This is a genomic window from Microbulbifer maximicatervae (SeqCode) (assembly GCF_052467955.1).
In genome coordinates this window covers 2,399,962-2,414,619 of record NZ_CP174329.1, presented here as the reverse complement: position 1 = coordinate 2,414,619, position 14,658 = coordinate 2,399,962, and the positions used below count along the sequence as shown (strand labels likewise).

Annotated in this window: 12 protein-coding genes; 2 read left to right on the top strand and 10 right to left on the bottom strand. The window is 48.1% G+C overall.

The window, feature by feature from the left end:
• Window positions 1–537 precede the first annotated feature (537 nt).
• The 4 genes from ACJJI5_RS10400 to ACJJI5_RS10385 form a co-directional block, all read right to left on the bottom strand.
• A complete protein-coding gene (locus ACJJI5_RS10400) occupies window positions 538–933 on the bottom strand; it encodes a hypothetical protein (RefSeq protein ID WP_445356217.1) in 396 nt (131 codons plus the stop codon).
• Between the two features lie 546 nt (window positions 934–1,479).
• A complete protein-coding gene (locus tag ACJJI5_RS10395) occupies window positions 1,480–1,827 on the bottom strand; it encodes a hypothetical protein (protein ID WP_413662916.1) in 348 nt (115 codons plus the stop codon).
• Window positions 1,828–2,996: 1,169 nt separating this feature from the next.
• Complete coding sequence (locus tag ACJJI5_RS10390) at window positions 2,997–3,305, bottom strand: immunity 53 family protein (protein ID WP_445356216.1); 309 nt, start codon at window positions 3,303–3,305, stop codon at window positions 2,997–2,999.
• A 500-nt stretch (window positions 3,306–3,805) separates the two neighbouring features.
• A complete protein-coding gene (locus ACJJI5_RS10385; RefSeq protein ID WP_445356215.1) occupies window positions 3,806–4,192 on the bottom strand; it encodes a hypothetical protein in 387 nt (128 codons plus the stop codon).
• Window positions 4,193–4,919: 727 nt separating this feature from the next.
• Here ACJJI5_RS10385 and ACJJI5_RS10380 point away from each other — a divergent pair.
• On the top strand, window positions 4,920–5,900 hold the full coding sequence (locus ACJJI5_RS10380) for an integron integrase (protein ID WP_445356214.1): 981 nt from the start codon (window positions 4,920–4,922) through the stop codon (window positions 5,898–5,900).
• A 17-nt stretch (window positions 5,901–5,917) separates the two neighbouring features.
• Here the strand turns inward: ACJJI5_RS10380 and ACJJI5_RS10375 are convergent, their stop codons facing one another.
• From ACJJI5_RS10375 to ACJJI5_RS10365, 3 genes are read right to left on the bottom strand one after another with little or no spacing between them, the layout of a single operon-like run.
• Window positions 5,918–6,244, bottom strand: coding sequence for a VOC family protein (locus ACJJI5_RS10375; protein ID WP_445356213.1), 327 nt, complete (start codon window positions 6,242–6,244; stop codon window positions 5,918–5,920).
• A 41-nt stretch (window positions 6,245–6,285) separates the two neighbouring features.
• Window positions 6,286–7,848 carry an arylsulfatase gene (locus ACJJI5_RS10370; RefSeq protein ID WP_444894149.1) on the bottom strand — a complete coding sequence of 521 codons (1,563 nt, stop codon included), beginning with the start codon at window positions 7,846–7,848 and terminating at the stop codon, window positions 6,286–6,288.
• A gap of 42 nt (window positions 7,849–7,890) precedes the next feature.
• Complete coding sequence (locus tag ACJJI5_RS10365) at window positions 7,891–8,940, bottom strand: HAD family hydrolase (RefSeq protein WP_445356212.1); 1,050 nt, start codon at window positions 8,938–8,940, stop codon at window positions 7,891–7,893.
• 106 nt (window positions 8,941–9,046) lie between these two features.
• Here ACJJI5_RS10365 and ACJJI5_RS10360 point away from each other — a divergent pair, with 106 nt between their 5' ends.
• Complete coding sequence (locus ACJJI5_RS10360) at window positions 9,047–11,311, top strand: tetratricopeptide repeat protein (RefSeq protein WP_445356211.1); 2,265 nt, start codon at window positions 9,047–9,049, stop codon at window positions 11,309–11,311.
• On the opposite strand, the gene ACJJI5_RS10355 is transcribed toward ACJJI5_RS10360, so the two are convergent.
• Genes ACJJI5_RS10355 through ACJJI5_RS10345 form a run of 3 tightly spaced genes read right to left on the bottom strand, consistent with a single transcriptional unit; the run spans window position 11,308 to window position 14,658 of the window.
• Window positions 11,308–12,651 (bottom strand): hypothetical protein, encoded by a 1,344-nt coding sequence (locus ACJJI5_RS10355; protein WP_445356210.1) that lies wholly within the window; start codon window positions 12,649–12,651, stop codon window positions 11,308–11,310. The two genes, ACJJI5_RS10360 and ACJJI5_RS10355, sit on opposite strands and share 4 nt — an antisense overlap.
• Window positions 12,652–12,663: 12 nt before the next feature.
• Complete coding sequence (locus ACJJI5_RS10350; RefSeq protein ID WP_445356209.1) at window positions 12,664–13,416, bottom strand: outer membrane lipoprotein-sorting protein; 753 nt, start codon at window positions 13,414–13,416, stop codon at window positions 12,664–12,666.
• Between the two features lie 12 nt (window positions 13,417–13,428).
• A complete protein-coding gene (locus ACJJI5_RS10345; RefSeq protein WP_445356208.1) occupies window positions 13,429–14,658 on the bottom strand; it encodes an ABC transporter permease in 1,230 nt (409 codons plus the stop codon).

Below are 14,658 nucleotides of genomic sequence, written 5' to 3'. Positions count from 1 at the left end.
AAAATCGGCCGCCACAATAACGCCCACAGCACGGGCGGCCGAAGCGCAGCGTAGGCTGTCCCGCGGAGGCCCGAAGGGCCAAAGCAGCGTGCCTGTGATTGTTAAGAGTTATTGGCACCATGTTCCTGATTCCAACAAAAGCACACAAATAAGTAGTAGCTACCAAATAGGGCGTATATCCACATAATTGTAAACCCCACGTGATCTATAGCACTACTACCAAATTTGGAATACAACAAAAATACCAAAAGTGAAGCAAAGAACGAGGTGTTCAGAATGACAGTACCAATAAAGCGCGCAACACCAAATCTACTCCCTTGCCTTGGGCAGAGAAATGTAAATGGAAGCCATGCAAATTTCTTAGCATGAAATACATTCATTATTTTAATAAACTCACTCATAACTCGATCTTTCGATTATGACTCTTAACGCCCAGCGCAGGCGCAGACAGCGCGGAGCAGCTTTTGTGTTAATGTTTGAGCGCCAGCGAGTAACACAAAAGGTGCGTAGCGTTGGCTGTCGCTCTGCCGCTGTTTGTTAGGCACTACGACGCACGAAGGTGATTTCGAAGTTATCACCGTCCCAATTTGTTAGTGTGCCGAACCAATCTTCACGAACGAAGAATTCATTTTTGAGTGTGCTAGCATCTATACCGGCTTCTACCGCATTTACATCGCTCGTTCTTGCAATAACAGGACGAATAACTTGTTCATTTGCATGTGCCTCTTGTAACTTAGCTTTTAACTCGTTACTTCCTGGCCCTTTCCATCTTGTGACAAAGTCAATGTACTTGATGGTATTGCCTTCTGGCTTTGTAAATCTATGCTTCCAAAGGCTAATAACTAGCTCGCCGTCCGAGTTCTCTGCGGACACGGACCAATTCACATTTTTCAACTTTGCTTTGTATCTAGCAAATGCTTCTGTATACAACATGTAATTACACTCGATTTTTCTTGTATGCCTAACGCCCACAGCACGGGCGGCCGAAGCGCAGCGTAGGCTGTCCCGCGGAGGCCCGAAGGGCCGAAGCAGCGTGCCTGTGATTGTTAAGAGTTATTGGCACCATGTTCCTGATTCCAACAAAAACACACAAACAAGTAGTAGCTACCAAATAGGGCGTATATCCACATAATTGTAAACCCCACGTGATCTATAGCACTACTACCAAATTTGGAATACAACAAAAATACCAAAAGTGAAGCAAAGAACGAGGTGTTCAGAATGACAGTACCTATAAAGCGCGCAACACCAAATCTACTCCCTTGCATTGGGCAGAGAAATGTAAATGGAAACCATGCAAATTTCTTAGCATGAAATACATTCATTATTTTAATAAACTCACTCATAACTCGATCTTTCGATTATGGCTCTTAACGCCGTGCGCAGCGGCGGCTTACTTTGTGTGCTTTTTGCACGAAAATGGGAGCGCAGCGACCGTGCAAAAAGTGCACAAAGTAAGATGTCAGCTGCCGCACCTTGTTATGTGGGTCTCAGGTATTTCTTGCCTACGAAGTAACAAACTATCATTGATACGAGTATGGATGAAACACACCAGGCAAAAACCCTACTGTAGTACTCAAGGCCACTAAAGAGCAAAAAACCATTAGGCACGAGTGCTATGAACATGCCAACCGGCATTGGAGCAAGTAAGACGGCCGAAAGTGGAACAAAAAGCAACAGTTTTATTGCCATATTCCACTGCACGCTTCTGATTTTCTTTGCATAAAAGTAGAGAGCGATTATCAATGGTGTGGACAACAACAACCAAAATGGAATACGCACAAGTAATTGCCAAGCTTGATCAATCATTTGTATCGCGATGTCCATATGCTCTATTTCCTGCTCACATAACGTTGCCAGCAAGGGCAGCCGAAGCAGAGCGTAGGCTGTCCAGCCCAGCCACCGGCTGGGCGATCTTGCCTGGCCTGGTTATAGCTGGCGCGCATTGAACGACCTACTTGCTCTTTGCCAGCCACAGCTTGGCTGGCCCTTGCCCAATATTTAAGAGGGAAGAACACCGCACTTCCCCCAACCAATTCCTATCTAATTGGCACTCCGCGAAATTGCAGCGGACTGCCGGCTTCTACCGCACCTGAGCAAACACTCTAAGAACGAAACTGCTTGAATTGAAACCAGCAAAAATTTCTCAATACTGGCTGCTATTTAGCGGCATTAAACCTTCAGCTACCACGAAAAATCAATAAAACCGACCGCCACAATAACGAAAATAGATATGCGGAACCGTTAAGAAAGTTGGCAGTGCCTTTGCGCAAGCAAAGGGAATGACAACTTTTAGGTTTCCGCATAATCGGGTTGTTATTTGTTGCTCGTGGCACTGTGTACAAATTCACTACAAATATCTTTCTTTTGTTTTCTACCACGATTCGGAGAGAGAAACTAGCAGCACTAGGTTCGCGGCCTTGCTTCGAAGCGGCTGCGCCGTCCGCATTAACTTCGTTATGCGAGCGTCGCTGAAGCTTCGAAGCTTACATGAAGGTCGAACCGTTGACTATGGGCTTTCCCGCCAATACTGTTTTTTTATACAGCAAACTAATAATTACCTGCTATCCTTTATTGAACCCCCGCAAAACTGGAGCGAGTGACCAATAACGCCTTTAGCAGCGGCCGGCGGTACGCCGGTCCAGCCCCGAAGGGGCGATGCTGCCTAAACTTGTTAAATGCAGGTGGCACATAGCCAGCTACTCCACTTGTTTTTCTATGATTTCAGAAATGCACTCTGTGCCGCAAATTTTGCAACTGCCACTAATATACTTCCGACCACTTTCAACGTATAGCTCTGGATTAACGATGCCGAGATCTGCTTCGTTGCACTTATCGCACCATGAATCGCAGAGGTAAATATCTCTCTCAATTTCCGGCAGCGTACTTAAATCGATAATTTCTCTCATTCTTTCTCAGGCATTTAACGCCTGCCGCACAGGCGAGCAACTTGTTGCGAGTCCAGCGCACGAAGTGTGCGATTGTGCCGGCACTTGTTAAGCATTTTTTACCCACTTTAGAAAGAGCTTTATCAGCTCGCTTAGTTTGTGAGGGCCACCATAGCCAACAAACTTACCGCCTTCTAGTTTTGTAATAATCCAGTCGTAACCACTCGCTTCGGCGTCATCACCTACACCGTAGGAAAAACCTTCATATTTCTTTTCTTCTATATCTGTATCGGTGATGTCTACCTTTAGAAACCAGCCTGGATTATCAAGAGTACCGATTTCAATGCCATAGGTATGTTCCCAGTCCTCATTGCACTGAGAAAAATACCATTCTTCAAGTTCTTTGAGAGCTTCCATGTTTTTGATGCTTAACGCCGCTAGCAAGGGCAGCCGAAGCAACGCGTAGGCTGTCCAGCCCAGCCCCGTAGGGGGTGGGCGAGCTTGCCTAGCCCCGTAGGGGGTGGGCGAGCTTGCCTAGCCTGGTTATGGTTGGCGCGCTCGAGACCGGCTACTAGCACTTTGCCAGCCATTGTTTGGCTGGCCGCTGCCCAATATTTACGAGGAAAGAATACCGCACTTTCCCCAACCAATTCCTATCTTACTGGCACTCCACGAAATTGCACCGGACTGCCTCTTTTTACAACACCCGAGCGAACACTCTAGGAGCGAAACTGCTTGAATAGCAATCAGTAAAATTGCTCAACACCGGATGCTATTTAGTAGCACTAAACCTTCAGTTACCACGGAAAATCAATAAAACCGACCGCCACAATAACGCCGCTAGCAAGGGCAGCCGAAGCAAAGCGTAGGCTGTCCAGCCCAGCCCCGTAGGGGGTGGGCTGGACAGCCTAGCTTTGTTAGGCTTTGTATTTTTGCCAAGCATAGTTTGATACCAAGCCAATTACACCACCAACAATGCCTGCCTTAAAAAATGCCAATGGAAAAACTATAAGCACAATTGCGCCTTCATCCAATGGCCCCGTTGCGTAAACAGCATAAGAAATGAATGAAAGCAAAACTAGTGCTGTAAGAGCTGTGCCCGCATATGCGCCTGTAATAAACCAAAACCGTTGTTTTAATGATGCTTTGAAAAAGCTAAGTACAACAGCAAGAATTAGTGGAGCCCAAGTACACCAGAGAACCGTACCGATAAGATCGCTTGAATCGATAACATCTTTGGACATGCCGTACATGGCTAGGGCCAACAGTAATATATTTACGATCCATGCTATTAGCTTGACCACGTAACATCCTTATTTAGAGAGCCTAACGAAAATAGATATGCGGAACCGTTAAGAAAGTTGGCAGTGCCTTTGCGCAAGCAAAGGGAATGACAACTTTTAGGTTTCCGCATAATCGGGTTGTTATTTGTTGCTCGTGGCACTGTGTACAAATTCACTACAAATATCTTTCTTTTGTTTTCTACCACGATTCGGAGAGAGAAACTAGCAGCACTAGGTTCGCGGCCTTGCTTCGAAGCGGCTGCGCCGTCCGCATTAACTTCGTTATGCGAGCGTCGCTGAAGCTTCGAAGCTTACATGAAGGTCGAACCGTTGACTATGGGCTTTCCCGCCAATACTGTTTTTTTATACAGCAAACTAATAATTACCTGCTATCCTTTATTGAACCCCCGCAAAACTGGAGCGAGTGACCAATAACATTTATATAGTAATCATTCTGATCACTATTATCCTGATTACTATCCTGGAATCAATCTAACGAAAAAACACACAAAACCCAAGTAACATCAATATGTTATTCATGATTCAGGACCATTGTACCAAATGGAAAAACGATCACTTTGACTACTATCCCCATTTTATACGAGCTCCCTAATCCATTGAAATACAATAGGTTTTCAAACATTCTGGACCTAGGCCAAAAATAACGGGCAAACTGATCGAAAATCCTGATGACTCCCAGTCAAATGTTCATTAAACTGTTAATCCATACAGTACCCGGACTGTAAAAATGGACGACATCCCTATTCCGCTACCCCAGCGACCATCCCGCTTTATGGACCGTTTTAGGGCTTTTATACGGTCTCGCTATTTGGCATACAAAACAGAAAAGACATACTGCTTTTGGGTGAAGGACTTTATACGCTTTCATGGGATGCAACATCCGCAGGAGCTCGGAAAAGCTGAAATAGATAAGTGGTTAAGTCACCTTGCTACTAATCGTAATGTGTCAGCCAATACTCAAAAAACCGCTTTAAATGCAATTGTCTTTCTCTATAAGCAGTTTCTGGATATTGAATTAGGGCAACTACAGTTCGAACAAAGCCATCGGCCTAAGCGATTGCCTGTTACCTTTAGCCATGAAGAGGCAACTTCAGTATTAGAGTACCTTAGTGGCCCATATAAGCTTGCCGCTTCATTAATGTATGGCTCAGGCCTTAGAGTTATGGAAGCTGTGCGGCTCAGGGTGCAGGACATTGATTTTAGTGATCAATGCTTGATAGTACGGGAATCCAAGGGGGAGAAGTGGCGAAGAACACTGCTGCCTCGGTCTCTGATTAAGCCCCTCAAGGTGCAGATTGCACATGCGCTCTCTCTACATCAGCAGGATTTGGCAGAAGGCTATGGGTATGTCTATTTACCTTTCGCACTGTCAAAAAAGTACCCACACGCGGCTACAAGTGCCGCTTGGCAATATGTGTTCCCTGCTCGATTTCGATCGCAAGACCCTCGCAGCGATATAATGCGACGGCACCATATTGGTGAGCAACAAGTAAGACGGGCGGTTTCCAAGGCCGTTTCAGCCCTCAATATCCGTAAGAAGGCGAGTTGCCACACATTTCGCCACTCTTTTGCTACCAACCTCTTACGTGCTGGTACTGATATACGCAATATTCAGGAGCTGCTTGGCCACAGCGATATCAGTACAACCATGATTTACACCCATGTTATAGGCGTACATGAGCGCGGTGTTACCAGCCCTCTTGACTGATTTCGGTCCCCCGGCAGCTATGTCTTTGGGTGGTAGCTGGCTTTGGGCCAAGCCTTGTTGATTTCATCTGCCTGAAGCTCTGCATTAAAGTGTTCCCAGGTAATGCCATTAATGTCAGTTTCTGCGGTAAATGTATCGGCACCATCTGATTCCCACCCTAGATGCCTAAGCGTTCCGCTTTCACAGTTTGGATCATGGCGAATCGATAAGTTAACAGTGGCAGTTCGCCATAAAGCATATTCATTGGGCACATGCACGCAGGGAGCAGCATTTAACCTTTTACTGTAGTCGGCAACTGACTCTTCTATCTGATTAGTCGACAGTGCTATATGAATTTTATCCATGGGCCCTACCTTTATTGATACTTGTGTTGATATCTATATTTTTAGTTACTACCACTCGCTCCAGCTTCCAGCTGCTCCTGTACCTTATCCAAATTAAAAGACCCAGGTACCTGGCTGGGTGGATATTCTTTCATAGTTTGCAAAAATTTTGCTGCAAGTTGCTGCATGGGAACCAAGACAAAAGCCCTGTCTATAAACCAATCGTTATAGGTATTCGAATTGTGTTGGGCTTTTTCAAAAGGATCTTGCCTCAAATTGAACAATAGTGGCACTCGCAATTCAGTAAAGGGCTCTCGCCAGACTTCAAAACCCCGCCCGCGATTTTCCAGGAAAATAGCTTTCCAGGGTTCGTAGCGCATAGCTACAATTTGACCGTCATCATTTACGTAGATAAATTCTTTTCTTGGTGAAAGTTTTGCTTTGCCGGTGAAGTAATCCATCATGTTGTAGCCATCAACATAATTTCTGTACTCGCGCCCATTGAGCTCGACCCCGTCCTTGAGCTGTTCCTTGATATTCGGATTCCCCCCGGCCGCAGCGAGGGTCGGCAGCCAGTCCTCATGGGAGACAATACCTGTCAGCGTAGTACCCGCTGGAAATTTGCCCGGCCAGCGTACAAAGGCTGGCACCCTATAAGCTCCTTCCCAATTGGAGTTTTTCTCACTACGAAATGGCGTAGTTGCAGCATCAGGCCAGGTGTTGAAGTGGGGGCCATTGTCTGTGGAATAAAACACGATGGTATTGTCGGTGATATCCAGGCGGTCAAGCACACTTAGCAGCTTTCCTACCAGGATGTCATGCTCAACCATGCCATCCATATACTCATTGCTGTTGGGGCCCGCAAGGTTTGTGTGCTCCTCTCTGACATGAGTGCGAAAGTGCATCCGGGTTGCGTTCCACCAGACAAAGAATGGGGTCTTAGCCGCGTGTGCGCGTTCGATAAAGTCGATAGCTGCCGCTAGGGTTTCATCATCGATGGTTTCCATCCGTTTCTTGGTGAGGGGGCCGGTATCTTCGATTGGTCCGCCGGCCTTGGCCTTAATCACTCCTCTGGGGCCAAACTTCTTGCGGAATTCAGGGTCTTTGGGATAGTCCCGGTTCTCAGGCTCTTCCTCCGCATTCAAGTGATAGAGATTGCCAAAAAATTCGTCAAAGCCATGGTTGATGGGCAGGTGTTCGTCCCTATCCCCTTGGTGGTTTTTACCAAACTGGCCGGTGGCATAACCCAGGCTTTTCATTACTGTGGCGATAGTGGCATCACTCTTCTGCCAACCCTCTTTGGCACCTGGAAGCCCCACTTTAGTCATGCCAGTGCGCACTGGAACATTACCCGCTAAAAAAGCTGCGCGGCCTGCTGTGCATGATTGCTGGCCGTAGTAATCGGTAAAAGAGAGCCCTTCTACCGCCAGCCGGTCAATGTTGGGCGTGGTATAGCCCATCATGCCGCGACTGTTGAAGCTGATATTCCAGATGCCAATATCATCTCCCCAGATCACCAAAATATTGGGTTTGGTCTGCGCGAAGAGGCTACCAGGGGAAAGGAATACAGCAGCCAGTACAACCAAAAGGAACTGTCGGAGACGGGATTGGGAGATCAGGAGCATTACACACCTCAATATTGGCAGGCTCAATACACCGCTTTAAGACTAGTCCTGGTAGGCGGGAACTTGAGGAATCAACGGCCCCTGGCTTGATTGATCCTTCTCTTCTGGCGGAAACACCGTCCGCCAGTCCTTCGCCATATCTACCACTAACCAGCTATTTGCCTTAGCGGCTTGTAGCGCTTTGTCCAGGCGCCCCACTGAGGAGTTCTTATCGTATGCCCATTCTCTTTTGGCATCGGTATGATGAATCAGCATGGCAAAACGCGGCCCCTTGGCGGCGGTGGTCCATTCCAGCATTTGTAAATCACCATCGGAATTGCCTGCGGCAAAAACTGGCCTCCGGCCAATCACGTCATTGATTGCGATAGGCTTCCCCTGTTTATCGGTGAGGAAGGCCAATTTATCTAATTTCACAATATAGGGATGCCCACCCCCATTTTCATAGCGCGACTTTAGGCGGCTGCCGATAACCTGCTCTGGGGGGATTCCATATAACTCCAGGGAAAACACTCGGATGAAATCAGTGCCGCCCCCCGAAACAATGTAGGTTTTAAAACCATTAGCTCTTAAGTATTCCAGCAACTCCAGCATGGGCTGAAACACCATCGCACTGTAGTGTTTGCCAGTTTCCGGGTTCTTAGCACTCTTGAGCCATTGGGCAACAGAGCGCTGGAAGGCATCCGTACTCAATCCCGCATGAGTCGCAGTAAGCATTACTTCCAAACCTTCCCTGCCTTGCCCCAACAGGTTTGATAAATCGTCCTTTAGGATCGAAGCGAAGGGCTCTTGCGTTTTCCACTCTGGGTGTTGGGGCGCTAGCCTTTTAACTTCATCAGCGGCATAGAGCAGCTGGAAGTACACGGGCTTCTCGGACCAGAGGGTGCCATCATTATCAAATACCGCGATACGTTCACCGACAGGTATAAAGTCGGCTCTGTCCTTACGGGTAACCTTGTCAACAAAGGCCATAATTTGGGCTTTAACGCCATCTTGCCAGGATGGCAAGGGAGAACTGAGTGCCGGTAAGCTGATTGCCAAAACCAGCAGCAGACACCCTCGGCTCAGGGCAACCCTAAATTTCCAATCCAGCATTCTGGCCCTCTCACAAAATGACATTTACGGCACATGAACTAATCTTTTGGCCTAGGGAGCCTCTGAATAACTCCCTAAGATAAGAACTCATCACAATAAAAAAACCGTGATAAATATAGCTGGCACTAGCCTCCTCAAAATCAGCCTTATCTGTCTCGTACTGGTGGCCTGTAGTGACGAAGAGCCGGTTGATACCCAACCTCTCAAGCGCCAGGATGAAGCAATCAGCTCAGAAGCCACTTTCGTGGGCTCCGCGCAATGCGCCCTATGCCACAAAGATGAGGCCAGTGCCTGGCAGGGTTCCCACCACCAGCTGGCAATGCAGGCCGCCAATAGTGACAGCGTTCTAGGTGATTTCTCCGGGGTGATGTTTGAGTATCAGGGGCAGAAATCTCACTTCTATCAAAAGGAAGGACGCTATTACGTACGCACTGATGGGCCCAGTGAAGACCTCCAGGACTATCCCCTTGCCTATACATTTGGTGTCCACCCTTTACAGCAATACTTGATTGATTTGGGAGGCGGTCGTCTTCAGGCACTGAGTATCGCTTGGGATAGCCGGGACAAATCTATCGGTGGCCAGCGCTGGTTCCATCTCTATCCCGATCAAGCGATAGACCATCAACATCCCCTGCACTGGACCGGCATAAACCAGAATTGGAACTTTATGTGTTCCGACTGCCATTCCACCAATCTGCAAAAGGCCTATAACCTACAAACCGATAGCTACCAGACATCCTGGTCAGAAATCAGTGTCGGTTGCGAATCCTGTCATGGCCCGGGATCGAGACACCTTCAGTGGGCAAAAACACAGAATGAGACATTGCAGAATAAAGGGCTTGCCCCCCATCTTATTGACCCAACCCAACAGCTCCGGGAAATGGATCTGCAAACGGGGATTGCCAAGCTTGCGCCATCGGCAGCCATCCAGCGTGAAATAACAACTTGCGCCCAGTGCCATTCTCGGAGGAGTACCCATTTACCGGGGGCGCAGGCTAACAGCGAATTACTGGATCATTTCAACCTCACACTTCTGCAAGAGCCTCTCTACCACGCAGATGGCCAGGCCGATGGCGAGGCATTTGTGTACGGATCGTTTCTGCAAAGCAAAATGTACGCAGCAGGTGTTACCTGTGGCCACTGTCATAACCCCCACAGCCTACAACTGAGAACAGCTGGTGATGCAGTTTGTGCCCAGTGCCATATGCCGGCGCGATTTGCCCGTACTGACCACCATCTGCACCCAACTCAAAGCCCCGGTGCCCGCTGCACAAACTGCCATATGCCGGAGAAAAATTTCATGCAGGTGGATGGACGTCGGGATCACAGTTTCCGCGTTCCCCGACCCGACCTTTCCGAGGCGCTGGGCACCCCCAATACTTGCAACAGCTGCCATCAAGATAAATCGAGCCAGTGGGCGGCGAAAATACTGGAAGGCAAATACGGCTCACCTCCCCCTCACTACGGGCAGACATTGCACGCAGCTATGCGCGGGGATAGCGAGGCCGATAAGATGTTAATGAACCTTATTCAGGACAGCAGTCAACCGGAGATTGTTCGGGCCAGCGCAATCCGTTTGTTACCGCGCTACCTGACGATAAATTCCGCTCAGTTACTCCAACAAATTGCCCAGAGCGAAGAACCATTATTAAACCTGGCCCTTGCACAGTCTCTGGATGAACTACCAGAGCAATTGCGACTGATGATCGGTGTACCGCTGCTTTTCAGTAAAATGGCCGTAACAAGGTCGCTGGCTGCCAATGGCGTTACCGATGCTCAGATCGGGACCATGCCCGCGCAAGTACAGCAGCAATACTCCAAGGCCCTTAAAACCTATACCACCTCAGAGTTATTCAACAGCGACCGACCGGAATCCCTGGTAAACCTGGGCAACCTCCATTTCCAGAGAGGAAATACGCAACAAGCGGAAGCCTTCTATCGCCGGGCAATAACCAAGGCCTCCTACTACACACCCGCCTATATCAACTTGGCCGACTTTTACCGGGCAAGTGGACGTGAAACCGATGCGGAATTATTACTTAGAGGGGCACTATCGAAGAGTGAGGATATCGCCGTAATCCAGCATGCCTTAGGCCTTTCCCTGGTTCGTCAGAACCGCCACCAGGAGGCAATGGGTTTTCTAAAGGCGGCGGCTGAGCATGAGCAAACCCAGAGCCGCTATCTCTACGTATACGCCATAGCCGTTCACTCAGAAGGCAACAGCGAACTCGCCCTGGATATTCTAGAAGACGGCTATCACCAGTTTCCGCAGGACCTAGATATTTTGCGGGCATTAATTTCTATTAGCAGGGAATCCGGCAAGCGGGAAATCGCACAAAAATATGAAGCACTTTTAGCCAGCAAGCGCTAAAAATCATAATAGAGACTTAACCTAAGAAGCCTTTCAGTAGGCAGCAGACCAAATTCACAGGACTCACAACCCCGGAAAAACTGGGCTTGCAGTCGAGTACTAAAATGCTCAGTCCAGTTCTGAATCAATTCCAGGTTGTGGTACTGACTCTTGTCATCCAGGTTGTATTGCACACTCTGGCGATATTGAAACTTCTTATCCAGCCGGGTGTTACCCCACATCAAGAACAAATACTCCTGCCGTAGTTGTCCGGTAGATAAAAGGTTAAAACTGTCAGACAGAAAAGAAATCGCCTCATAAATCTGCGCGCTGTTCAATCCGTTCTTTGCACTATCTACCTGCGTTTGAACCAAACCCCACTCGTCATCATCGAATCCATGCTGGTTATACAGATACTCCGCAGTAACATCCCATCCCTGGTTGAAGCTGAGCTGAGTACCAAGTACCAGCTTCAAATAACCATCGTCCTCTGCTGGAAAATAGGAGAGTTCGCCCGGCTGCGGTAACTCCCGCTGATGTTCCCAAGCCCCCTCCAACCTGAGTGTGGCACTGTCTCCAGCCAAAGTACTCAACCCGAGAGCGACATTGGTTGCCTCCCCCTCTATCTGATGTAATACCAAGCGGGTATCCAAGTCACCTTCACGATTCACCACGAGTGCGTACTGAAACTCATGGTCATTTACGCTAGTGTCAAAGTGACCATCCAGATCGTCCTCAACCTGAGCCATATAAATGCCGGTGTTCCAGCGACCATAGCGGAAATCGAGATGGGCCATATCCCAGCCCAGTTGCTGGGTAAGTTCATCGGCATCCAGATTGGGGCGATCAAAAGTGGCTTTTAAAAGATTTGCCGGAGACCAGTTGTAACCGTTGCTCCACTGAGGTTTTATCCGACCGACATTAATACCAAACCTTCGGTTGTCAGTGTAAGAAGAGAAATATCCCTCTAGCAGATGGGATTCTGTCTCTTTTTCAGATGTTCCAGCCTCATTAGACCGATAGTGCTCTATCGCCGCAAACCGCGAGTAAACTGAGAAGTGTGCTCCCAGGGAAAACTGGCCACTGAGATCCAGAGCAAGTAAAGAGTCTTGTTCATCAAAGACAAACAGACCCGGATCGAAATAGGGATCATCCCGAACTTCATTCTGCTGGTGATACCCCAGTAGCGAAGCATCAATATCCCAAACAACTCGAGAAAGCCCTTCCTCAGTGCTCACTTCATCGAAAAGTTCCGGGTTGGTCTCGAAAGGATCTTGATAGCCTTCGGCACCGGCAACTTTTTCAGCAAAAGCGAGAGGAAGGAGTATAAATGGGAGAATTGTCCTGATTCTGATAACCATTACCGACTCACCTCAATTCAGCCTGCCAAGGGAGCCTTTTTGGAAAATTGCCGGGTCCAGGCTCTCAAGACGATAGTCATCGAATTTCATCCAGGTATAACTCTCGTCAATGAGTGCATCCACCAAGAGTAATTTATGCAGTTTCAGCTCGCCTTCAAACTGCTTGAACTCTTTATAGTGCGCTGTTTTAAGGAGGCGCCCGGATCGGGTATAAAACTCCCCCTTTAAAGGCAGGTTTCCCTCAGCCTGTGCCATCCAAATTTTTACTTTGTCATAGGCAACACCAGAGGATTTTGCCGATAAATACAGCACCCAGTAATCTTCCCCATCAACAGTTTCTTGCCCTTGCAGCTCTGCAGTGTAATCCCTGGAGAAATTTGTCCCCACTACATCACCGTTACTGGTCTCGCCTATTAATCGCTGTGAGGGTGCAATCCGGATAACCCTGCGCGTGCCGGGAATATAGAGCCACATATTGGCGCTCTCTTTTAGCATTGCCCTGCCCTTTTCCCGGGCGGGTGCCAAAAACTGGATCAGTGATTGCTCATTAAATACTTTGACACTGAGCTTATTGGTGCGGGGCTCCTTGTCCTTTTTATAGCTGATATTGGTGATATCAAAGCTAAAGCCCTGATCCCTGAACCCGCGAAAGTCATCCAGCTTATTAACCAGTGACTCAGCCGAAACCGATGCATAACTTGAGTAGCTAAACAGCAGGCAGGCTATCGCCAACACCCACCCATAAAAAGAATTCAACTTATACATAGAAGACCCAAATCAAGTAAACCTAAGTGCTTTTACTACCGGCAGCCGGGATGCTTTTATCGCTGGATAAAGGCTGGAAACAAGTGAAATACAAAAACCCAACAGGAATGTTTTCAATAAGATATCCGGCACGACAAACACACGGATAGGATAGTCCTGGGTACTGCCCGGTGGCCGGGGCATCATCCATTCAGCATAGGTAATTCCCTTGGCTGCCAGTGCACCAATCAGCAGCCCCAGCAAACTTCCGATTAAACCGAGAAATACCGACTCCAGTAAAATCAGGTTTACAACCTGGCGAGGAGTGCCACCCATTGCCCGGATAGTACCCAGCTCACGGGTGCGCTCCATGACTGCCATCAACATGGTATTGGAAATACTCAACGCGACGATTACCAACACAATGACGGTAATAAAACCAAAAACCCCGTTAAACAGGCCAACAACCTGATGATAGTAACCCGCCAGTTCTTCCCAGCTTTTTATTTCTAAATTCAGATTGTTCTGCTCAAATACGCCGGCCAGAGTCGCAATTGAGGTAGATGTAAGTTCGGTCTCCTCCAATAAAACCACTAGCCGTGTAATATCTGACGTATAGAGTAATTCCTGGGCCAGAGGCAAATTCACCCTGAGCAAGCGATCATCCAGCTCCTTAACACCGGTTGTGATTACCCCCATCACCTGTACATCGACAGCATTGATTGCCCCATCCTGGGTGCTTGCCAGCAGGGTCAAGTAGTCCCCAATCTGAACATCCAGGGCATTGAACAAGCCTTCTCCAAGGTGAGCAGCAGAAATATCCTCTGGAAATAGATCGTCCCCTTGAACAATCTGAATTGCAGAGGAAAGCATCACTTCTTTCTCCGCATCGATACCAATTCCAGTGATGGCTATCGATTGCTTGCCATCACTAAGCAGGCCATTGAAATTAAGGCGAGGCGCTACCACCAACGTATCGGTTTCATTTTCTACCAGCTCGGAAATCTTTTGGAGATCCCCATCAGCAATCAGGTATTTTTCCGGTTCCGCTTTGCCAAACTGGTTGTAGCCTTTGGCATAGATTTGTATATGACCAAGCTGCGAGCGGATCATACTCTCCCGCATCCCCTCATACATCGACTGTACAAAACCGCCAAAAATAATCAGGCTGGTACAACCGAAAACGATCGCAGCCAAGGTAATCAGGCTGCGGCGCCCGTTACGCATAATATTCAGCAGTGCAACTTTCCAACCCAAGCCCAT

Coding starts and splice junctions, on each gene's coding strand:
- ACJJI5_RS10350 (WP_445356209.1), bottom strand. CDS start 13,416: ATGTATAAGTTGAATTCTTTTTATGGGTGGGTGTTGGCGATAGCCTGC.
- ACJJI5_RS10365 (WP_445356212.1), bottom strand. CDS start 8,940: ATGCTGGATTGGAAATTTAGGGTTGCCCTGAGCCGAGGGTGTCTGCTG.
- ACJJI5_RS10390 (WP_445356216.1), bottom strand. CDS start 3,305: ATGGAAGCTCTCAAAGAACTTGAAGAATGGTATTTTTCTCAGTGCAAT.
- ACJJI5_RS10395 (WP_413662916.1), bottom strand. CDS start 1,827: ATGGACATCGCGATACAAATGATTGATCAAGCTTGGCAATTACTTGTG.
- ACJJI5_RS10375 (WP_445356213.1), bottom strand. CDS start 6,244: ATGGATAAAATTCATATAGCACTGTCGACTAATCAGATAGAAGAGTCA.
- ACJJI5_RS10370 (WP_444894149.1), bottom strand. CDS start 7,848: ATGCTCCTGATCTCCCAATCCCGTCTCCGACAGTTCCTTTTGGTTGTA.
- ACJJI5_RS10400 (WP_445356217.1), bottom strand. CDS start 933: ATGTTGTATACAGAAGCATTTGCTAGATACAAAGCAAAGTTGAAAAAT.
- ACJJI5_RS10355 (WP_445356210.1), bottom strand. CDS start 12,651: ATGGTTATCAGAATCAGGACAATTCTCCCATTTATACTCCTTCCTCTC.
- ACJJI5_RS10345 (WP_445356208.1), bottom strand. CDS start 14,658: ATGGGCTTGGGTTGGAAAGTTGCACTGCTGAATATTATGCGTAACGGG.
- ACJJI5_RS10380 (WP_445356214.1), top strand. CDS start 4,920: ATGGACGACATCCCTATTCCGCTACCCCAGCGACCATCCCGCTTTATG.